Below are 21,434 nucleotides of genomic sequence, written 5' to 3' on the forward strand. Positions count from 1 at the left end.
TTGTTTTCGACAGATTGAACATAGGGAGGGTTATCGATGAATGGTTTTATGAGTTTTATGGAACAGAAGATTATGCCAACAACGCAAAAGATTGCGGGACAACGACATTTATTAGCAATTCGGAATGGAGTTATTTCTACATTACCGTTAACGATTGTCGGGTCATTTTTCGTTATCTTTTTAAACTTACCAATTGATGCATATATGGAGTGGATTGCACCGTTTCGTCACATTTTAGATATTCCATTCCGATTTACAGTAGGCTTAATGGCTTTATACGCAGCATTTGGGGTAGGGGCCTCACTCGCGAACTTTTATCAGCTCAATCAATTAAGTGCAGGATTATTATCTGTACTCGCCTTTTTACTAGCATCAGTTGAACCAATTCAAATAACAAAAGCTGTACCAGGTGTTATTGATGCAGGAAGATATATTTCAGTAGGGACATTAAGTGCAACTTCTTTATTCGGAGCTATTGTGACAGCATTAATTGCAGTAGAAATTTATCACTTTATGATTAAGCATAATATTTCGATTAAATTACCAGATAGTGTACCACCAGCAGTTGCAAACTCGTTTGCAGCATTAATTCCAACTTTAGTAGTTATTCTTTTATTCTGGGGTATTCGTTACGGTTTGAAATTTGATGTAAATACAACGATCACATATTTAATTGCACCATTAAAGTCAGTGTTAGTAGGTAATAATTTATTCGGTGGTTTATTAACAGTATTCCTAATCGTGTTCTTCTGGTCGTTCGGTATACATGGTCCAGCGATTTTAGGACCAATCATCCGTCCGATGTGGGATTCAGCAATTCTTGAAAATATGGAAGTGTTCACGGCTACAGGAAATGCACATCAGTTACCAAACTTATTTACAGAGCAATTTATTCAATGGTTCGTATGGATCGGTGGATCAGGCTCAACGTTAGCTTTAGTAATTATGTTTATGTTCTCTAAATCTAAGTTCTTAAAAGAGTTAGGTAGATTATCATTCGTACCAGGATTATTCAATATTAACGAGCCAATTATTTTCGGGGCACCAATTGTAATGAACCCGATCTTAATTATTCCATTCGTTATTACACCGTTAGTTACAACGACAGTATCATATTTCGCAGTTGTTTCAGGTGTGATTCCGCTCATGATGGCGAAGCTGCCATTTACGATGTTAGCGCCAATTGCAGCGATTATTAGTACGGACTGGACAATTATGGCCGGTGTACTTGTACTTGTTAACTTTGTTATCTCATTCGTTATTTACTATCCATTCTTCAAAATGTATGAGAAGCAACAATTAGCAGGAGAGGAGAAAACAGAATGCTCGGAGCAATTATCATCTTAATTACATTCGTGGCGGGGCAGTGTATTGCACATTATTCAAAATGGGTACAAAGTAAATCGCTATTAGTTTTACTACTTGTGTCGATATTATTTATTGGATGTTCAATGGGAGCTTATGTGGCATTTAGTTTAGAATCACCGTACTTTATCATCGTACCAACGATTTTATGTGCAACATGTTTATCTGCAAAATATAGATTTACGAGCATGGCATTAATACAACGTGTGAAGGAGATGCAAAAGCATGGAGCGTAAATTAGGAATTTCACTTTATCCAGAGCATTCAACGAAAGAACAAGATATGGCCTACATTTCGGCAGCGGCACGCCAAGGTTTTTCAAGAATATTTACATGTCTATTATCTGTGAATCGTCCGAAAGAGGAAATTGTAGCTGAATTTAAAGAAATTATTAATCATGCAAAAGATAACAATATGGAAGTTATTTTAGATGTAGCTCCAGCTGTATTCGATCAACTTGGTGTTAGTTATAGTGATCTATCGTTCTTTGCAGAGTTAGGCGCGGATGGAATTCGTTTAGATGTAGGGTTTGACGGGTTAACAGAAGCGAAAATGACGAACAATCCATATGGCTTAAAAATTGAGCTGAATGTAAGTAATGATATTGCCTATTTAGAAAATATCCTTTCGCATCAAGCGAATAAATCAGCTTTAATTGGTTGTCACAATTTTTATCCGCAAAAATTCACTGGTCTTCCGTATGATTATTTCATTCGCTGTAGTGAACGCTTCAAAAAGCATGGTATTCGCAGTGCAGCCTTTATTACATCGCATGCAGCTGACATCGGTCCATGGGATATTAATGACGGATTATGTACGTTAGAACAACATCGTAACTTACCAATTGAAGTACAAGCGAAACATTTATGGGCAACAGGGCTTATTGATGATGTTATTATCGGAAATGCTTATGCGAGTGAAGAAGAGTTAGAGAAACTAGGAAACTTAAATCGTTACATGTTACAGCTAAAGGTACAATTTGTAGACGAAGCGACTGAAGTAGAGAAGAGAGCGACACTGCAAGAATTACACGTAAGACGCGGTGACATAACAGAGTATATGGTACGTTCTACAGAAGTACGTAAAAAGTACAAAGACTATGACTTCCCAGTGCGCGAAAGTGTACGACAGGAAAGAGGGCAAGTTGTAATTGGTAATAACCTATTCGGAAAGTATAAAGGTGAACTACAAATCATTCTGAAAGAAATGCCAATAGATGAACGGAAAAATATTGTCGGTACAATTGCAGAAGAAGAGTTATTCTTACTAGATTATGTAGGAGCTTGGACACAGTTTACTTGTGTGGAATAGGGAAGGTAAGAGAGGATGCTATAGCATCCTCTTTTTTCTGTTGAAATAGTAGTCTATCGTATATAGAATTCAAAGGGATAGATTTAACTTGGACGGGGGAGAAGGAGAAAGAATGTAAGAATCATAAAAAAAGAGTCAGTCTCAACGTTGAGACTGACTCTTTTTTATATAGTAATTAGTTTAAAACTTTCACTGTAACTGTTTTACGTCCCCAGTTACTTGATGTACCTTTATCTGGCATTAAAACATCGATTTTATTTCCTTTAATAGCTCCACCAGTATCACCAGCGATTGCTACTCCGTAACCTTCAACCCATACTTTTGAACCTAATGGAATGACACTTGGATCAACTGCAATTAGTTTCATGTTTGGATTAGCTGTTAAGTTATGACCCATAGCTGATTTTACTTGGTCTCCTGCTTTGTAACCATTTTCAAGTGGATCCGCTGTGTAAGCTGTTGCTTGAACTCTTAATTCACGAGAAGAAGATGGTGCACTTGTTTCAGTTTCTTTTGCAACAGGTTGTTGTGTGGCTGGTTTTTGAGCTTTAGCCGCTTCACGAGCTTTAGCTGCCTCTTGAGCCTTAGCTGCTTCACGAGCTTCAGCTGCTTCTTGAGCCTTAGCTTCTGCTTGAGCCTTAGCTGCTTCTTGAGCTTTAGCTTCTGCTTGAGCTTCAGCTTCTGCCTGAGCTTTAGCTGCTTCACGAGCTTTAGCTGCTTCTTGAGCCTTAGCTTCTGCTTGAGCTTTAGCTGCTTCAGTTGCTTCTTGAGCTTTAGCTGCTTCACGAGCTTTAGCCGCTTCTTGAGCCTTAGCTTCAGCTTGAGTTTCAGCTGCTTCACGAGCTTTAGTTGCTTCTTGAGCCTTAGCTTTTGCTTGAGTTTCAGCTACTTCACGAGCTTTAGTTGCTTCTTGAGCCTTAGCTTTTGCTTGAGTTTCAGCTACTTCCCCGGCTTTAACTGCTTCACGAACTTTAGCTGTATCTTGAACGTTAGTTACTTTTTCAGCTTTAACTACTGGCTGAACTTTAACTGGTGCTTTTCCTGTTAAGTAAGGAATGTGTACATAAGCTGTTTGACCGTTATATTCAAATTGGATCCAATCATTTTGTACTTGGTGTGTTGTTTCGATTACATCATCTTTTTTCAATTTACCAAGAATCGCTGAATCTGTATTCGCTCCAGCACGTACGTTTAATACGTTTGCTGTTACGTAGTAAGTATCTTTTGTGTAGTCAGCGCTTATGAAAGCCTCTTTACCACTATTTAATTTAACTTTTGACCATCCGTTTTCTGTATGTAAAACGTTAACTTTATATCCATCTAATAACTTTCCGACAACTTGTGATTCAGTAGTTGGGTTTTCTCGTACATTTAGTACATCAGTCGTTACGATTGTTTCTGCTTTAGCAGATGTTGTGAAAATCCCAAGACCAAAAACCGCTGCTGTTGCTATACCCATAAATTTTTTCATAATAGCCTCCATTGCATTTGTTTTCGTTGACCTCATTATAGCAACCATTATTTTCTTATTTGCGGAAAACACAAAACTACAAAGCATTCGTAACGAGGCATTAATATTCTGTAATAATTCCATTAATATCCTGATAGCGTTTTCTTTGCGTTTTTGAGGGGATTAGAACATAGGATTCATAAAATCAACACTTTTTTAATTACTAATAGATTAATAATGTATCAGTAGTGTTACTTAAATGTTTCCGTAACGTTACAAAAAAGGGGTATTTAACTATTTGAATCGCAATGTAGTTATGAAAATATAATCTTCTTGTGTGTGAAGTCGTATATATAGGGGGGATTTTAATGAAATAAAGATATAATTGTTACAAAATAAGTTGTAGTATGGAAAAAATTACGCCTTGAATTTGTTCTTTTACATATTATTTTTGCAATAATAGGATTGTAGGATAGTAGTAATGGGAAATGAAAGTTGCAAGGATAAAAAGATAATCGCAACATGAAACATATATAATAGAAGAAACATGATTTAAAGGGATGATATCGTTATGAATTGGTTCGCGAGTTGCAGTAGAATTATCCCGCTATTTGTGGGCAGTAAAACCCTCACCTCAAAATTCGGCTGAAGCAAAGAAGTTAGGTGGGAGGTTAACTGCCCGTAAAAGCCCGATTGGTGAAGGCTAATAATCAGTGGGGGATGAACAAAACCCCCACTGATTATAGTTTCACTTTATATAATAGAAGTTAGAGGTTCTTATTTTTGTCAAAACGTCGATGAAATTACATTTGCCTTCAACAAAATAAAAAACGTAGGAGTGTAAACTCCTACGTTTTTTTATTTACTCATATCGTAAACATTCAATTGGATCAAGTTTAGCAGCTTTGTTTGCTGGTAGTAAACCGAATGCAATACCGATTAGCATTGAGATACCTACTGAAAGAAGTCCAAGTTCTTTTGAGATAACGAGTGGCCATCCGGCAAAGATTGAGACGATCCAAGCGAAGAAAATACCAAGCATGAATCCGATGAAACCACCGAGACCTGTTAAAATACAAGATTCAATTAAGAATTGTGTTAATACTTTACCGCGCGTTGCACCAAGTGCTTTACGAATACCGATCTCACGTGTACGTTCTGTTACAGATACAAGCATGATGTTCATTACACCGATACCACCAACAAGTAAGGAGATAGCGGCAATGCCACCGAATACCATTTTCATCATACCGATGGATTCGTCTAATTGCTTCGTAAATTCACCTAAGTCCTGTGCTTCGAATTTGTGCTCGAATTTAGGAGCTTTCATGTCGTTTAAAACAGAAACAGCTTGTTTTTCTACACTTTTACGTTCTGTTGGAGAGGTCATTGTTAATTTTACAGAGTCATACTCATTTACTCCTGAAATGACAGGCGCGTTTTCAAGAGATGTATAACCTTCAGGCATAGCCATTCCAAATTCGTTTTTCGTTTCGTATACACCGACTATTTTATACGGCTTTCCTTTTACATCTGTGTATAAATTTGATTCCCAACCACTAAATAATTTGTTGAAAGCTTCTTCATTTAATATAACAGCAGGAATTGCTTGGTTTAATTCGCTGTCGTTTAATTCACGACCGTGAACTAATTTTATTTTCGAATCTGTCATAAAGGCGCCTGTTCCACCTTTTAAATCAAGAGAGACATCTTTTGAACCAGAAGATGCTTTTACTTTCATACTTACATCTGGATAAACATCTTTAACGCCTGGTACAGTTTGAAGACGTTTTAGCATATCCGGTGTGATTTTGGCACTATCAGTTCCATAATCAGGGTTGTTGTAGTAAATCGTTACTTCAGTATCTTTTCCTTGGCCTAACTCTTTTTTAAACTTTGCATTTGTACCATCACCCATTGAAATGATAGTAATAATGGCGCTAATACCGATAATAATACCTAGCATTGTTAATATAGAACGCATTTTATGAGCAAAGATAGAGGAAAGGGCCATGCGTATATTTTCACTCGTGTTCAAAATTAACCTCTCCAATCTTGGACGATATTTCCGTCACGAATTACAATTTGACGTGCTGCCGCTTCCCCAATTTCACGATCGTGGGTAATCATAATGATTGTTGAGCCTTGTTTGTTTAATTCGTAAAAGAGATCCATAATTTGTGTACTTGTTTTCGTATCAAGTGCACCCGTCGGTTCATCCGCTAAGAGAAATTTCGGGTTATTTACGATTGCACGTGCGACTGCGACACGCTGCTTTTGTCCACCTGACAATTTATTTGGTAAGTGAGTAGCACGATCAGCTAAACTGACTTTTGTTAAAGCTGCTAATGAGCGCTCACGTCTTTCTTTTTTATCGACTCCAGCGTAAATAAGAGGTAGTTCTACATTTTGAAGTGCTGTAAGTCTCGGTAATAACATAAAGTTTTGGAATATGAATCCGATCTCTTTATTACGAACATGTGCAAGTTCTGTTTCAGACATGTCTGAAATGTTTTGACCAGCTAGTTCGTACGCACCTGTCGTTGGCTTATCTAAGCAACCGATAATGTTCATTAATGTTGATTTACCAGAACCAGATGGTCCCATAATAGAAGTGAATTCTCCTTGGTTTAGTGTTACATCAATTCCGTGTAATATTTGAACGGACTCTGCACCATTTTGGAAAGATTTCGTGATGCCTTTTAAGTTAATCATTGAGTGACAACCTCCATACCGTCTTTTAAGTCTTTTTCAGGTTTAGAGATAATTTCCTCTCCTTTTTTCACTCCAGAAACTTTTGCTTCGCTATCTGTCTCGAATTCAACAGTAACTGCTTGTTCTTTCGCTTTACCGTCTTTTACAACGAAGACAACATTTTTGTCACCTTTTTTCACAATGCTGCTTTTCGGAACAATCGTACCAGTTGCTTCGCCAGATTTACTTGTTACGTAAACATGGAAGCCGTTTTGTAATTCTTCACTATTATCTAATGTGACAGTGAATTGATAATTAGAAACAGTTTTATTTTCGTCCATGCTCTTTAATGGTGTAGAACCGATTTCTGTTACTTTTCCTGTCCAAGTCTTACCAGCGACAGTTTTTGATGAAACAGTTACTTCTTGCCCAACTTTCATACTAGCAAGTTCATATTCAGAAAGTTGACCTTTTACTTTAAATTGACCAGCGTGACGAAGTGTAATGCCACTCATACCTGTTTTTTCATCAGCAGTTTTTACGATATCATCAATTACACCGTCGGTTGGACTCGTTACAGAAAGTGTGTTTACTTTCTCTTTTGCTGCTTTAATCATTTCATCAGCTTTTTCTACTTCAAATTTTTTCATTTCAAGTTGTGATTCTAATTGTTGCACTTCGACTTCCGATGCCTTTAATGCTTCCTGAGGAAGGCCTGCATTTTTATCTTTTTGTAATTTTTGTTTCGCTGCATCAATTTGTTTTTGGAACAATGTTACTTCTTTTTGTGCGATTTTCTTTTGCATTTCTGCCTCTGTTACACCTTGTTTAGCAGTAGGGTCATTATATTTAAATAGAAGCTGACCTTTTTTCACTTCATCACCTTTTTTAACAGCTAATTCATACGTACCTTTTGTTGGATCGAATGAAATTGTTTCAATACCATTTGGAATAACTTCGCCGCCAAATTTTTGTGCATTTTCAATTTGTTTTTCCGTAATTTTATAACCGCTATATGCCATTGCTACTTCTGAACTACCGCCAGCAAATGCAAAATATGATCCAGCTGCAATTCCGATCGCTACTACACTAGTAATTAACACTTTATTTTTCTTCTTCATCTATTTATCACCTTTTCGTTCGTTTTAGTATCTACATTAAGTATAGAAGAGGTGAAGAATCTGACAAATCGTTTTAGCTTACAATAACCTTACAGTTTTGTAAGGTATAAATATGTAAATGTAAGGTGGAGGTTGTCCTAGCTAGTTTAAGCAAATGAATTGACTCGTTGTTTCTTTCTAACAATAATATTGTATGAAGGAGAGGAGGAAGGAAGATGGAAGCTTATTTTAGTGCGCATCCATTAAAATCATTTATTCCGTACTCGAGGCAACATGCCATTATATTATTTATTATGTTGGTGGGGATATTTTTTCTGTATCAATACCAAGATTTATTGCGTCAAAGTGAGTGGAATATAACGGTTCGATATGCGATTGCATTTCTATTTATAGGAAGTGAGATTGGACTTCATATGTGGGAATGGAAAGCCGGTATTTTTGAGCTAGGCACTTCATTACCATTTGAGTTATGTACGATTAGTTTATTGTTAGCATCGATTATGATTGTAACGAAAAGCTATCGAATATATGAGATTGTGTTTTTTACAGGAATTATCGGTGCATCGCAAGCCATTTTAACGCCGAACGTGCAATACGCTTTTCCGCATTTTCGCTTTATAGAATTCTTCATTGCACATGTATTACTCATTTGGGCACCACTCTTTATGACGTGGGTAGAAGGATATAGACCGACTTTGCAATCAATTAAGCGTACGATGATATTTTTAAACATAATAATTCCAATCGTCTCTTTTGTGAACTACAAAACAGGTGGCAATTATATGTTTTTAGCTCGTAAGCCAGAAACTACTTCATTACTCGATATGTTAGGGCCGCATCCTTACTATATTATTTCATTAGAGCTAGCTGCGCTTATTGGATGTTTTATTTTGTATATGCCATTTGCGAAAAGAGAAGGGCATGCGCATAAAGAATCACTAGGATCATAACCTAGTGATTTTTTTATTATAAATATTTACAATTCAGAAAATTAAGAATAAAATTAAATGGTAAATTATATAGAGAGAAGGGGGAAAATGGTAAAGAAAATTTTTTTGAATGGGATGGAAATGACAATTCAATTTATCATTTCAATTTTGGGTATTATTTTTTTAGGGGCACTGCCGAAATTATTTTATGGATTTGAGCTGAATGTATCAGCGTACATAAAGAGTTTAAAAGAAGTATTTGCGAAATTAATGGATATTTCCAATATGCAATATGCAAGTGATAAATTTTTATTTCCACAGTTGTTTGTTCATTATAAAGAAACAATGGTTATTTTCTTGTCTGCATTTTGCATTTCATTATTTGTAGCATTTTGTATCGTTTATATGATTATGAGTAGTCCACCGCGTATACAACATCGAATTAAATCATTTCTCATCTTCCTAGAATCCATTCCAGACATTCTTCTTATTTTGGGATCACAAATTTTAGTTATATGGTTTTTTAAACAGACAGGTTTTTTACCCTTTCAAATTGCGTCAATCGGAGGCGAGTCTATTAGAGGATTACCAATATTTTGTTTGAGTATACCGACTACGATTCTGTTTGTAAAACTGTTAGTGCTTCGTTTTGAAAATGAGCTAGAAAAAGATTATGTACTATTTGCTAAGGCGAAAGGGTTGGGGCGTTTTCACATTTTAAATCGTCATATTTTACGAAATGTGTTGCTTAGTACACTGTTCTTTGCGAAAACGAATATTTTTTTTATGTTATCTAATTTATATATTATAGAATGGATTTTTAATACGAGAGGTATTTTTATGTTTTTGAAATCATATCCGGATATTAGGGTTGAGGTTTTCATCGTTAGTGTGCTGCTTATTTATATTCCGATTTTTATTTTGTTTAAATTGTTTCATTATCTCATTCCAGCTGCGATGAAGGAGAGGCTATAATATGTGGACGTATATAAAACACGATAAAAGATTTTGGATAAGCATTGGGTTTCTTCTCATATTAGTTCTTTTGAGCATCGGAAATACGATATGGAATGATGGACATATTAGACAAGTTACATTGCAATATGATGCGGATGAAAATCCACAAGTACCACCGTTTTCACCTTCATTACAATTTTTACTTGGGACAGACCGGAAAGGATATGACCTTTTACATTTAGTAATTGAGGGAGCAAAGTGGACGATTGGAATATCGTTTTTAATCGCATTACTTAGAATGGTAATGGGTGTGTTTTTCGGTGTTTTGCTCGGAACATACATAAAAAAAGGCTTTTCAAAGATTGAGGCTTTCTTTGATAGTTTTACAGTCATTCCAACAGTTATGATTGCGTATTTCTTGCTTCGCTCTGTGAATACCTTTGGAAATGGAGAGGAAACAACAACTTTTTTTGAAAGAGCTTCGTTTCAAGTGGTATTACTTGTAATGCTTGCGATGCCGGTTATTGCACTGTATGTTGCGAAGGAAGTTCGTAAATTACAAACGGAAGAATTTATTGATGCCGCGCGCATATTAGGTGGATCGAGAAGACATATTGTTATAAAGCATCTTTTTCCGCATCTTTATATGACGTTTATACTCGTATTTCTTCAACAGTTTACGCAAACTCTTACTATTTTACTGCACTTAGGGCTACTGGAAGTATTCTTTGGCGGAACTGTTAAGTTTTTCGGACCGGTAGAAGAAGTAGACTCTTACACGCATGAATGGTCAGGTTTAATTGGAGTATACTTTAGATCCTTAACGGTGCATCCGTGGATTCCTCTTGTCCCAATTACATTTTTCGGGCTTACTATTTTTTCAGGAAATATGATTGTGAAAAGTATAGAAGAAGCGATGACAAAAGTTCGATTAGGGGGAGAGATAAAGAAGACGGATGTAGAAGAGGAACAATCTGCTGTGCAGTCAAAAGAAGAGTTATTTACTTTTAAACATACGATGTGAAGAACCTAGGAAACTAGGTTCTTTTATTTTGTTATATTACAATATCGTAAGAGAGATGTAATGAAAATCGATAGGGGAGAAATACAATTTCGTATACACTTCATGTATAGAGAAATGCGAGAGCAGGTGAAGGTATACGATGGATTTTTTAGAAGTATCAAAACGTAGTATAAAACGAAATATTAAAGATTATTTTCTATACTTTATTTCATTAGTAGGCAGCATTATTATTTATTTTACATTCGTATCGATTAAACGAAATGAAAGTGTAGTAGCTCTTTTAAAAGAGTCAGATAAGGTGGAAACGACATTTACGTTTGCACAAATTTTGTTGATTATCTTTTTAACGATTTTTATTTTTTATTGTAATAGCTTCTTTTTGCGAAAGAAGAAAAAAGAAATTGCGTTATACAGTTTATTAGGCATTCGTAAAGAGGAAATTGCTAAGTTACTCTTTTATGAAACATTACTAGTTGGTGCTGCGGCAAGTGTGTTAGGTATTCTTTCTGGTTTATTTATAGCGAATATATGTGCAGGGCTTCTTGTGAAGTTAATGGGAAGTGCGTTTACTTTTACATTTACGATTTCATTTTTATCTATAGTAGAAGTTCTTATAACGATAGGTGCGATTTTCTTTATTGCATCATGGAAAAGTAAAAAGTTAATTTATGAGCATCGTTTAGTTGAATTACTATATGGTGAAAATCAGAAAGAAGAGGCACCTACGTATTCAAGTAAGAAGGCAAAACGAGCAATTATTTTATTAATTACAGGTTATATAATTGCGTTACTCACACAAGTTTTTGGGTTTGGAGCAATTTTTATTACAGGTCTACTTATTTTTGGGTGTATTGTAAAAGGTACGTTTTTACTATTTGAGCAATATACAGTGAAATCACTCCATAAAATAAAGGGAGATAAAACGAAATATTTGAATGGAACGAACATTTTATCGATTTCTTCATTGTTCTTTAGAATAAAAGGGAACGTAAAGATGCTTACGTTATTATCTTTATTAAGTGCAGTGACGTTATGTACAATTGGAATTAGTTCTAGTATGTATTATGGGGCTCAGAAAACGGCGACATTAATGAATCCAGTTAGTTATGAGTATGTAACAACTGGAAAGGAATTAGATAAGAAAGTTAGAAAAGAAATTCAAAAACATGAATTAGGAATAAAAAATGAAACGTCTGTAGCTATGCTCTCTATGCAAGGAAAGATAGAGGGAGAACAAATATTAACTGGGTATTTAATAGGTAATGGTAATGTACAAGTTATAAAAGGGTCGGATTATAATAAAGTAGCTTCTATGTTAGGGAAGAAAAAAGTTATTCTGGGTTCGGAAAAAGAAGTTATTTTATTAGATCCGTATAAATCATATAACATCGAGAAAAATTCGCTTGATGGAAATAACGTGTCTTTAAAAGGGATGAAGAGCGGCGTAACAATCGTTGATCATCGTGAGGAAACAATTGTGAGTGCGAAACTTGCACCAGTTGGACTTGTTGTTCAAGATTCGTTCTTTAATAAGCTGCAGCAAGGAAATGCTGTTTCAAAGGTAAGTGGATTTATCGTTGAAGGAAACGGTAGTAGAGAGCTAACGAAAAGTTTAGGGACTATCCTATCTAAGGAAGAAAAATTCCAATCATTTGAACAGGCGAGTCAAGCTGAGTTGCAAGATGGTGCAGTGTTGTTATTTGCAAGTGTATTTTTAGGGATTGTTTTTATTCTTGCTACTGGCTGTATTTTATACTTTAAACAAATAACAGAAGCGCTGGCAGAGCGACCAGCATACGGAATGTTAAAGAAAATCGGACTAACGAAAAGAGAAGCAACAGAGTCTGTAAGAAAACAAGTAGGAGCGATTTTCGTAGTACCATTACTGCTTGCGATTTGTCATACATTCTTTGCATTTTTAAGTTTGATGGGCTTTACAGGAATTTTTGAATATAGTCTTCCTTTACTAGGTAGTATAGGAGTGTATATCATGATTTACTTAGGCTACTATATGTTAACTGTTCGCTCATATACAAATACTGTATTCAGCGATAGAAAATAAAAAGAAGCAAGCATGGATTTCATGCTTGCTTCTTTTCTTTATTTTGTAGAAACTTCACCTGCAGCTTCTGTTTGTGGAATACAGTATCCGATTATACCACCGATTATTGCTGGAACGATCCAGCCGATTCCTAAGTTATAAAAAGGAATTGTGTGTACGATATTAGCGATAAAACTTGGTATCATTCCCACATTATCAAGTGCATGAATACAGCTAATAATGAATGCTGCGATCATCGCTCCGATATAGACAGAAGGTTTACGTTTCGTATATTTATCGATAAATGATACGAAAATTAAAATGATTGTAATTGGATATAAAATAATTAATACGGGTAATGTAATTTTGATTAATAAACTTAATCCTAAGTTTGAAATAACGAAGCTAAAAATACAAACGTATAGTACAAGCTTCTTATATGAAACATTTGTTAATACTGTTGTGAAATAGTTAGCGAATGCACTTACAACACCAATTGCTGTCGTTAAACAAGCGGCTATAATTGCGATACTTAATAAAACATTACCGCTTGTCCCAAAAAATTGATACATAATAGTTGCTAATAGTTGACCGCCATTTTCAAATTGTCCTAAGTTTCCGTTTGAAGCGCCGATATAACCTAGTAAGAAGTAAACAATTGTTAAGAAAAGAGCCGCAATGCTTCCGCAAATAATTGTATATTTCGCAATGGATTTCTTATCTTGTATACCGTTTTGGCGAATTGCATTTACAACAATTGTTGATAATACGAGAGCTCCGATTGCATCTAATGTTAAAAAGCCTTCGAGAAATCCTTTGAAAAATGGGATTTCTTTATAGTCACCAACAGGTTCTGCGAACGATACTGGTGAAAGAATCGCCTTTGTTGCCATAATTGCAATAATTCCAAGCAAAATTGGCGTTAATATTTTTCCGATATGATCTACTAATTTGGATGGATTTAACGATAAGAAGTAGACGACTATAAAGAAAATCGCACTAAAAACTAACATAGAGTACCATTGATCTGGGAAAAGTGGTGCAATCCCAATTTCATAAGATACAGTTCCAGTTCGTGGAATAACAAATAGTGGGCCGATGGAAAGATAAATAATGATAGCGAATACTGCTGCGAATTTTGGGTGAACACGGCTCGCTAAAGTATTAAAACTACCACCAGCAAGGGCAACAGCGACGATAGCTAGTAAAGATAAACCGACATCTGTAATAATAAATCCTGTAATGGAAACCCACATATTTTCTCCGGAAGAAAGACCGAGAAGAGGCGGAAAAATCATATTACCAGCACCGAAGAAAACTGCGAATAGTAATAAACTAATCGAAAGTATTTGCGCTGGTTTTAAAGTTGTACGCATATAAAGAAAAGCCTCCTAATGAGCGTTTTTTTGTCGAAAATTCAAATAATTTGTCGATTGACTGTTATTATTTTAAAGGTCTGATGACTAGAAAGCAAGAGGGAATTTTAAAAATATTTTAAAATAATGCGTAAAATTGAATAAATATACTATTTATATCTTTAATAGGAAGGATTTAACTTTGAACGTAAAAAAACACATATCGCTAGGATATGTGTATTAAAAATAAATTTGCCTATCACGTTCTTCTTTTAAAATTTCTACAGCCTCTCGGAAACGTTGAGAATGGACAATTTCTCGTTCGCGTAAAAAGCGTAAGCTATCATTTATATCGGGATCGTCTGATAAATCAATTAGCCATTGATAAGTCGCTCGTGCTTTTTCTTCAGCTGCAATATCCTCGTATAAATCTGCGATAGGATCTCCTTTCGCTTGAATGTAAGTGGCAGTAAAAGGAACACCACCTGCATTATGGTAAAACAAGGCGCTATCATGATTCGCATAATGCGCGTCTAATCCGGCAGCTTTCATTTGTTCAGGTGTTGCATCTTTTGTTAATTTATAAATCATTGTAGCAATCATTTCTAAATGTGCGAACTCTTCTGTACCAATATCGGTTAGTAAGCCAACGACTTTATCAGGAATAGTATAACGCTGATTTAAGTAGCGCAGAGCAGCAGCTAGTTCGCCGTCCGCACCACCGTACTGTTCAACTAATAATCTTGCGAGTGCTGGATTACAAGTACTCACCTTAACAGGATACTGTAATTTTTTTTCATAAATCCACATAGTTTCTCTCCTTTATCCCGCTATTTGCTGCCCGTAAACTCCACTTGATTAAAGTTTCATTTTATATTTGCCATGGCCACGGTCCTTGGCTCCATTGCCATGGAGCGTTAGAATAACTATTTCCGAACTGCTGAAGTGGCCCGTATTTTTCTTCAATTTTTTGTTGTAATACTCTTCGTTTATAGGAGAAATCATTGAATTGATTTATAGCTGCAGTATCGTCGGGGTGCGTATCTAAATAGAGGGTAAGTTCAACTAATACAAAGTCTAGTTCTTGTAGTTCTTCAATCCATTTGTAATATTCATCAGGCAATGTTTGTGTCACGTTTTTATTCACCGTCCTTTTTTGTGAGGATTTTCATAAAAATCATAAAAAGCAGGCCATAAAGTCCCTTTTCTTAAAGCTTCGTTTGGTGGGAATTGGGGTAAGTTAGGTGGTTGAAAGCCCATAAATAGGTGTGGGGGAGTTGAGTAGTATTTCTTTCCAATTGGAGGGCAAGGATCATTTGGACCGTGATAAGGTATGTAAGATTTCATGAATTTATCCATGTTACACGCCTCCTTTATAAATGAAATATTCATCACTATGTATTGTATTCGTACATAATTGCAAATTATGACTCATATAGAAAACTAAAAGGGGCAGGGGGAGTGCGGATGGAAAGTGTTACAACATGTATTGTCTTAGAATCTAAAAACTTAAAGGAAACATTATATTTTTATGAAGGAATTCTAGGGTTTAAACCGAGCAAGGAGAGGCCACAAATACGTGTAACAGGTGTGTGGTATGATATTGGTTTAACGAGAATTTGTTTTGTTGTAAACAGGGGACTGGGAGAGCATAGAGAAACTGTTATATCATCAGTGAAGGAACTATTGTTAAAAGCTACAAATATCGAGCGTTTAAAGAAAAAGTTAGCGTTTTATCAAATATCATTTGTAGAAAAGCGCCGCGGTGAAGAAGTTAGAATAATATTTCATGATCCAGATGGTTATACACTCCAATTTATTTCAATAGAGAACATGGAAGAGAGTCTTTTACAATGTAATAATCTGAATGGTGAATGAAAAAAATATTGACAAGCTTAGGTAAATATTTTAATGTGATTGTATAAAACTGTGTATATAAAGGGGAGTAACTTATTACAGTAAAGTCGTCATTACAGGGAGAAACCCTCGGCTTTATTGGCAACGTTTCGTTGTTAGTGAGACCTTTACCAGCAATGGTAAAGGCCCCTTCTTGTCTTTTTTAGGACCCTTACCATATTTGGTAGGGTCCTTTTTGTATACAAAGAGAGGAGAAATAAAAATGAAAAAACTTATAAGTAGATTAAGAGTTGTATTTCATGTCCGCCGTTTTGTTCCATTCCTATTTGACTTTTTTACTTCAAAAGAGGTTTCAATAAAGAAGAAAATTTTATCTATTGCTTTTTTAGTTGGTTATGTAGCGATGCCGCTCGATTTAATTCCAGACTTCCTACCGTTCATTGGTATTTTAGATGATATTGGAATTGTGTTATTTATTTTGAACCGAATTGTAAAGATGGCGCCAGTTCAATTACAAGAAAAGCATAACGTAAACGTAGGATAGGAGTTGAAAATATGGAGCAAATTATTTTAGATATAATCGAGTTTTTAAAGCAGTTTTCTTATTTTGGAGTTGTGTTAGCATTAACGTTTGAATTTATTCCAGCAGAAGTAGTTTTGCCCATGGTTGGGTATTGGGTATATGAGGGAGATATGAATTTTTGGCTAGCTGTATTAGCTGGAACGCTTGGCGGAACGACAGGACCTTTAACGTTATATGCGCTCGGGTATTACGGTGGTCGTCCTCTATTAATAAAATACGGGAAATACTTCTTCATTAAAGAAGAACAAATTCAAAAAGCAGATGATTTCTTTGAAAAATATGGACCGGTTGTAGCATTTGTTGGACGCTTTGTGCCAGGAGTTCGAACGCTTATTTCCGTTCCATGTGGTATGGCGAAAATGAACATATGGAAATTTAGCATATATACATTTGTAGCAATGTTCCCATTAACGACTTTGTATATTTATTTTGGAATGAAATTAGGTCCGCATTGGGAAAAAGCAGCGGGTGTTGTTGGACAATATATGCTACCGATATTAGCCGTCGTTCTTATTATTGTAGGTGGTATTTTAATCTATAAATTTATGAAAAAACGAAACAGATCGGAATCTATCTAGTCATTGGTAATGGAATTTGCATATTTTTTGAAAATAGATGAATAGTACAGGCAAAAGACTCTGAGGGACATACACATATAGGGAATATAAAAGAGAGAGGGGAAACAACTATGTCTTGTGAGTGCTCAGGGTCAGCATTAACTTGCTGTCCAGATAAAAATTATGTGCAAGATAAAGTGTGTAGTCCGTGGTCTGCTACTGTAGTTGCAACAGCAATTGATAATGTTCTTTATACAAATAATATTAACCAAAATGTAGTTGGTACTGGTTTTGTTAAATATGATGTTGGTCCAGGTCCAATTACTGTAGAAGCGCTTGATTCTGCTGGGGCTACAATTGATACACAAACATTAAACCCAGGAACGAGTATCGCTTTTACGTATCGCCGCTTTGCTAGTATACAAGTTGTGCTACCTGCAACACCTGCTGGAACGTATCAGGGAGAATTTTGTATTACAACACGTTATCCACTTTCATAGCAGAATAGGAGAGGATCAAAATGGGAATGAGAAGTTCCGGTTTGTCTTGTTGTTCTAATAAAACACTTGTGCAAGATCAAGTATGTACAGACTGGTCTATTACAGGTGCTGGTACTCAAATTGTATATACGAATAATATTACACAAGAAGTATATGGTTCAGGTTACGTGAAATATGATGTAGGGGCAGCTCCGATTACAGTTGATTTTTTAGTAGGTGCTACAGTAGTTGATACAATTACTGTACAACCACAAAGTAGTGGTACTTTCACTGTACGATATTTTACGACTGTCCGAATTACTACGACAGGAACAACTGTTAATCAAGGAGAGTTTTGTATTACTGTACGTTATCCAATTTCATAAAAAAGCATACCGTAAATGGTATGCTTTTTTTATTAAGGACGTAATGAAATTGGTATTCTATAAGCAACATGTAAATTGGCAACAGTACTTACCTTCTAAATATAGTGAAGGATTATTTTGTATATTAATAATACTAACGGATTTTAAATCTTTACCTGTGTAAGATATTGTATTGCCAGGAAACACAGTGAAAATATTGGTTACTGCTCCAATGATTTGAATTGTAATTGCTTCAGTGCTGCTAGTACTATTGTAAACCGAGACAGTACCTGATATAAGCAGTATCCCATCACTTTGCCACAGTATCATTGATTGTAGTGCATCTTTGGTAGAGGGAATGGTGTTGTTAGTTATGAGGAAATTCCCTGCAAATTCATTTGTTACTCGCTCACAACTTGGATTTGGAGGAGGGGGCGGTGGACAAGGGTCTGGACAAATGATAGATAAAGGAGCGAAACAGCCAATATTTTTTTTGTTCTTCAATACAACCCCTCCTTTTTAAGTTGTCTTTTACTACTATTAAATGTAGAAGCATGGCCGATGTGTTAAGAAAAGAAGAAAATTTGTAAAATTAAGATTGTCTAATAGGCTTACAGCTTAACTTATCATTAATGTTATAGAAAAGATTATATGTGAATAGACATGGGAAAAGAATGATCAGACTCTTTTAGACAAAAGGTGGTTGTATACAATAGTACGAGTAATGTTGGACTTAACACTTAATTAACTGTATATTTACAAAAATCTAATAAAATTCATTTGTTATTTAAACGATATTAATATGTTTAAGATAAAATAGCCCTTGTAATGAATCAATTATTATGAGGAGGATTCACGTGGAAAGAACTGCTTTAGGAAAAGTAAAAGGTCTTATTGGATTATTAATGGTGTTTGTATTGGTATTTGTATCATTACCATGGAGTACGTCGGTTAAAGCGGAAGAGAAAAAGCAAGAAAAGGCACCAAGTGAGAAGAAAATCGTTTTCCCAGTTGTAAGTGATGTGCATATTAAAGATAGTGGAACAGATGATACGTTCCGCTGGAAAAGAGCGATTGAGCAATTTAATACGCTTGCACCAAAGCAAGATGCGTTTGTCATTGTAGGTGATTTTACTGATTCGGGTTCAGTAAAGCAATATGATCGTTTCATGCAAGTGTATAACGAAAATGCAAATAAAGATGCGGTACGAATGAATTCTCTAGGTAATCATGATTATTGGAACGGCTTATCTGTAGAGGGAGCACAGAAGCGTTTCTTAGAAAAGACAGGAATGGAATCGGTTTATTATCATAAAGTGGTAAAAGGGTATCATTTCCTTGTTATGTCTCCAGAGGATGGGACAACACATGGCTATTATTCGGACAAGCAAATTAATTGGTTAAAAGAAGAAATGGCAAAGGCACAAAAAGATGATCCAGAAAAACCGATTTTTGTGTTTTTACATCAACATATTAAAGATACAGTGTACGGTAGCCAAGAATGGGGAACGAAAGATAGTGCGAAAATTAATGCGGTATTAAAAGAATACCCACAAGTAATTACGTTTTCAGGTCATTCACATTATCCATTAGATGATCCAAGATCGATTCATCAAAAAGATTTTACGTCTGTTGGAACATCTTCTGTAAGCTATATGGAAGTTGAAGGCGGTAAAGTACAAGGGAATATCCCGCCAGGAGCTAGTACATTAAGCCAAGGTTTATTGGTAGAGGTAGATGACAAAGAGGTAACAATTAATCGCCGTGATTTCCATACAAACTCTTGGACAGGTGAGCCTTGGAAAATTAAATTACCAACGAAAAAAGAAGGATTCAACTATGGAGAAGATCGTGATAAAGAAAAGCCATACTTTGCGAAGGATGCAAAGCTTGCTGTATTAAATGTAACGGAAAATGCGGCAACAGTAACATTCCCGCAAGCATTGGACAACCTTCTTGTTCATTCTTATCGCTTGCAAGCAAAGGATAAACAAACAGGTGAGATTAAAAATAAGCTATTAGCATTCTCAGAGTTTTATCGAGATCCAGTGCCGAAAGAACTGACATTTACACTTGCAGGACTAGATGGCGGGAAAACATATACACTTGAAGTTGTTGCGATTGATTCATTCGGCAATGAAAGTGTACAACCATTAACGGCAGAAATTACTACGAAAAAAGATAATATTGACCCGAATGTGAAAGTACCAAAGGCAGATGTTTTTGATGTAAACTTTGCAGATGGTACATTTAAAGACAGTTCATCATTTGGTACAAAAGGTGATGTTAAGGGCAATGTGACTATTGAATATGATAAAGCATTGAAAAAGAATGTTATGAAGTTAAACGGAAAAGCAAATACATTTGGGTACCTTCCATTTTCAGCAGCACAAAAAGAAAAAGTAGCAAATTCATTTACGTTAGAAACTGTATTTTCAATGAATGAAATTCGTGGACAAGGTATTTTGCAAAATACAGAGAGCGGTGGAATTGGTTTTGAGTCCACAGGAAGTGGCTATGTAGAATTATGGGCTCATATTGGTGGAAGTTATAAACGTGTGGGTGTTCAATTAGAAGCAAACAAAACGTATCATTTAACAGGAACATATAACGGCAGTGAAGTAGCAATTTATGTAGATGGTAAAAAAGTAAATAGTCAGCCGGCTCAAGGGAAAGTATATCACCCGAACGTACCATTCGCACTTGGTGCAGATCCTGATAGCAACGGAAATGGCGGTATTCCGTTAAATGGACAAATTGCATTAGCAAAATTATATAGTAAAGCATTAAGTTCTTCAGAAGTAGTAGCGGCATATAACGAGTTTTCTACTCGTACAAAATTAGAGCAAGTAAATACGTTATATGAAGAAATCGGAAAAGTGAAAGAAGTATTGGCAGGTACTTATGAATTTGGTGAAAAGCCAGGTCAGTATTCACAAGCAGCTTTTAACGAATTACAAAGAAGCTATGACAATGCAAAGAAAGTGTTTGAGAATATAGCGAGTACAGGAGAACAAATTGTTCAAACGTATAATGAATTAAAAACAGCAAACCAAACATTTGTACAATCAAAGGTAGCAGAAGAACAGCCAAAAACACCGAAAGAAAAATTACAAGTGAATATTGAATCTGCAAAAGCTTTAGTAAAGAAAGCGCAAGATGGAAATGTAACAGACGGTTCTGTTAAATCATTAAGTCAAAAAATCACAGTTGCGGAAGCTGTGTTAAAAGATAAAAATGTAAAAGATGAGTATGTGGAATCAATGAATCGTACGCTAGAGCACGCTATTTCACTTGTTGAAAAAAGCATCAACAAATAAGGTATAAGAAAAAGAAGCTTATCATG

General features: G+C 35.5%; 22 protein-coding genes. 13 read left to right on the forward strand and 9 right to left on the reverse strand.

Features of this window, described 5'->3' with window-relative positions:
- Positions 1 to 36: 36 nt before the first annotated feature.
- Genes AC1DS7_RS04680 through AC1DS7_RS04690 form a run of 3 tightly spaced genes read left to right on the forward strand, consistent with a single transcriptional unit; the run spans position 37 to position 2,676 of the window.
- Positions 37 to 1,347: a PTS sugar transporter subunit IIC gene (locus AC1DS7_RS04680; RefSeq protein WP_002140468.1), complete on the forward strand. Its 1,311-nt coding sequence runs from the start codon at positions 37 to 39 to the stop codon at positions 1,345 to 1,347.
- On the forward strand, positions 1,323 to 1,601 hold the full coding sequence (locus tag AC1DS7_RS04685; RefSeq protein ID WP_002087437.1) for a hypothetical protein: 279 nt from the start codon (positions 1,323 to 1,325) through the stop codon (positions 1,599 to 1,601). The genes AC1DS7_RS04680 and AC1DS7_RS04685 overlap by 25 nt, the downstream gene beginning before the upstream one ends.
- Positions 1,591 to 2,676 (forward strand): DUF871 domain-containing protein, encoded by a 1,086-nt coding sequence (locus tag AC1DS7_RS04690; protein ID WP_016101754.1) that lies wholly within the window; start codon positions 1,591 to 1,593, stop codon positions 2,674 to 2,676. Before AC1DS7_RS04685 ends, AC1DS7_RS04690 begins: the two co-directional genes overlap by 11 nt.
- Positions 2,677 to 2,851: 175 nt before the next feature.
- Here AC1DS7_RS04690 and entC read toward each other — a convergent pair whose 3' ends face one another.
- The 4 genes from entC to AC1DS7_RS04710 form a co-directional block, all read right to left on the reverse strand.
- The gene (gene entC, locus AC1DS7_RS04695; RefSeq protein WP_476998799.1) at positions 2,852 to 4,270 is read right to left on the reverse strand and encodes a cell wall-binding protein EntC; all 1,419 of its coding nucleotides are present in this window, start codon (positions 4,268 to 4,270) and stop codon (positions 2,852 to 2,854) included.
- A 718-nt stretch (positions 4,271 to 4,988) separates the two neighbouring features.
- Entirely contained in the window at positions 4,989 to 6,140 is a 1,152-nt protein-coding gene (locus AC1DS7_RS04700) for an ABC transporter permease (RefSeq protein WP_002029935.1), read from the reverse strand.
- 26 nt (positions 6,141 to 6,166) lie between these two features.
- Positions 6,167 to 6,841 (reverse strand): ABC transporter ATP-binding protein, encoded by a 675-nt coding sequence (locus AC1DS7_RS04705; protein WP_476998800.1) that lies wholly within the window; start codon positions 6,839 to 6,841, stop codon positions 6,167 to 6,169.
- Positions 6,838 to 7,941 (reverse strand): efflux RND transporter periplasmic adaptor subunit, encoded by a 1,104-nt coding sequence (locus AC1DS7_RS04710; RefSeq protein WP_215588736.1) that lies wholly within the window; start codon positions 7,939 to 7,941, stop codon positions 6,838 to 6,840. The genes AC1DS7_RS04705 and AC1DS7_RS04710 overlap by 4 nt, the downstream gene beginning before the upstream one ends.
- 215 nt (positions 7,942 to 8,156) lie before the next feature.
- Here AC1DS7_RS04710 and AC1DS7_RS04715 point away from each other — a divergent pair, with 215 nt between their 5' ends.
- The 4 genes from AC1DS7_RS04715 (at position 8,157) to AC1DS7_RS04730 (ending at position 12,913) form a co-directional block, all read left to right on the forward strand.
- On the forward strand, positions 8,157 to 8,891 hold the full coding sequence (locus AC1DS7_RS04715) for a YwaF family protein (RefSeq protein ID WP_215588737.1): 735 nt from the start codon (positions 8,157 to 8,159) through the stop codon (positions 8,889 to 8,891).
- Positions 8,892 to 8,978: 87 nt separating this feature from the next.
- On the forward strand, positions 8,979 to 9,845 hold the full coding sequence (locus AC1DS7_RS04720) for an ABC transporter permease subunit (RefSeq protein ID WP_476998801.1): 867 nt from the start codon (positions 8,979 to 8,981) through the stop codon (positions 9,843 to 9,845).
- Between the two features lies 1 nt (position 9,846).
- The gene (locus tag AC1DS7_RS04725) at positions 9,847 to 10,851 is read left to right on the forward strand and encodes an ABC transporter permease (RefSeq protein WP_088038539.1); all 1,005 of its coding nucleotides are present in this window, start codon (positions 9,847 to 9,849) and stop codon (positions 10,849 to 10,851) included.
- 139 nt (positions 10,852 to 10,990) lie between these two features.
- The gene (locus AC1DS7_RS04730) at positions 10,991 to 12,913 is read left to right on the forward strand and encodes an FtsX-like permease family protein (protein ID WP_476998802.1); all 1,923 of its coding nucleotides are present in this window, start codon (positions 10,991 to 10,993) and stop codon (positions 12,911 to 12,913) included.
- A 38-nt stretch (positions 12,914 to 12,951) separates the two neighbouring features.
- On the opposite strand, the gene brnQ2 is transcribed toward AC1DS7_RS04730, so the two are convergent.
- From brnQ2 to AC1DS7_RS04750, 4 genes are all read right to left on the reverse strand, one after another.
- Positions 12,952 to 14,268 carry a branched-chain amino acid transport system II carrier protein BrnQ2 gene (brnQ2, locus tag AC1DS7_RS04735; protein ID WP_002029943.1) on the reverse strand — a complete coding sequence of 439 codons (1,317 nt, stop codon included), beginning with the start codon at positions 14,266 to 14,268 and terminating at the stop codon, positions 12,952 to 12,954.
- Positions 14,269 to 14,487: 219 nt separating this feature from the next.
- Positions 14,488 to 15,057 (reverse strand): spore coat protein CotJC, encoded by a 570-nt coding sequence (gene cotJC, locus AC1DS7_RS04740; RefSeq protein WP_002140479.1) that lies wholly within the window; start codon positions 15,055 to 15,057, stop codon positions 14,488 to 14,490.
- Positions 15,058 to 15,118: 61 nt separating this feature from the next.
- Positions 15,119 to 15,382: a spore coat protein CotJB gene (locus AC1DS7_RS04745; RefSeq protein ID WP_000194953.1), complete on the reverse strand. Its 264-nt coding sequence runs from the start codon at positions 15,380 to 15,382 to the stop codon at positions 15,119 to 15,121.
- 8 nt (positions 15,383 to 15,390) lie between these two features.
- On the reverse strand, positions 15,391 to 15,606 hold the full coding sequence (locus AC1DS7_RS04750) for a spore coat associated protein CotJA (RefSeq protein ID WP_002193326.1): 216 nt from the start codon (positions 15,604 to 15,606) through the stop codon (positions 15,391 to 15,393).
- A gap of 108 nt (positions 15,607 to 15,714) precedes the next feature.
- Between AC1DS7_RS04750 and AC1DS7_RS04755 the strand changes: the two genes are divergently transcribed.
- The 5 genes from AC1DS7_RS04755 (at position 15,715) to AC1DS7_RS04775 (ending at position 18,109) form a co-directional block, all read left to right on the forward strand.
- Positions 15,715 to 16,125 carry a VOC family protein gene (locus tag AC1DS7_RS04755; RefSeq protein WP_002029946.1) on the forward strand — a complete coding sequence of 137 codons (411 nt, stop codon included), beginning with the start codon at positions 15,715 to 15,717 and terminating at the stop codon, positions 16,123 to 16,125.
- Positions 16,126 to 16,366: 241 nt separating this feature from the next.
- Positions 16,367 to 16,648, forward strand: coding sequence for a YkvA family protein (locus AC1DS7_RS04760; protein ID WP_000733844.1), 282 nt, complete (start codon positions 16,367 to 16,369; stop codon positions 16,646 to 16,648).
- Between the two features lie 11 nt (positions 16,649 to 16,659).
- Complete coding sequence (locus tag AC1DS7_RS04765; RefSeq protein ID WP_002010780.1) at positions 16,660 to 17,265, forward strand: DedA family protein; 606 nt, start codon at positions 16,660 to 16,662, stop codon at positions 17,263 to 17,265.
- Positions 17,266 to 17,375: 110 nt separating this feature from the next.
- Positions 17,376 to 17,744 (forward strand): DUF3992 domain-containing protein, encoded by a 369-nt coding sequence (locus AC1DS7_RS04770; RefSeq protein WP_002134576.1) that lies wholly within the window; start codon positions 17,376 to 17,378, stop codon positions 17,742 to 17,744.
- Positions 17,745 to 17,764: 20 nt separating this feature from the next.
- Positions 17,765 to 18,109 carry a DUF3992 domain-containing protein gene (locus tag AC1DS7_RS04775; RefSeq protein ID WP_000525802.1) on the forward strand — a complete coding sequence of 115 codons (345 nt, stop codon included), beginning with the start codon at positions 17,765 to 17,767 and terminating at the stop codon, positions 18,107 to 18,109.
- Between the two features lie 57 nt (positions 18,110 to 18,166).
- Here AC1DS7_RS04775 and AC1DS7_RS04780 read toward each other — a convergent pair whose 3' ends face one another.
- Positions 18,167 to 18,592, reverse strand: a complete 426-nt coding sequence (locus AC1DS7_RS04780) for an S-Ena type endospore appendage (RefSeq protein ID WP_002087412.1) — start codon at positions 18,590 to 18,592, stop codon at positions 18,167 to 18,169.
- A 353-nt stretch (positions 18,593 to 18,945) separates the two neighbouring features.
- Here AC1DS7_RS04780 and AC1DS7_RS04785 point away from each other — a divergent pair, with 353 nt between their 5' ends.
- Positions 18,946 to 21,408 carry a LamG-like jellyroll fold domain-containing protein gene (locus tag AC1DS7_RS04785; protein ID WP_476998803.1) on the forward strand — a complete coding sequence of 821 codons (2,463 nt, stop codon included), beginning with the start codon at positions 18,946 to 18,948 and terminating at the stop codon, positions 21,406 to 21,408.
- Positions 21,409 to 21,434: the final 26 nt, after the last annotated feature.

It is taken from the genome of Bacillus sp. P4_E1 (assembly GCF_056401715.1).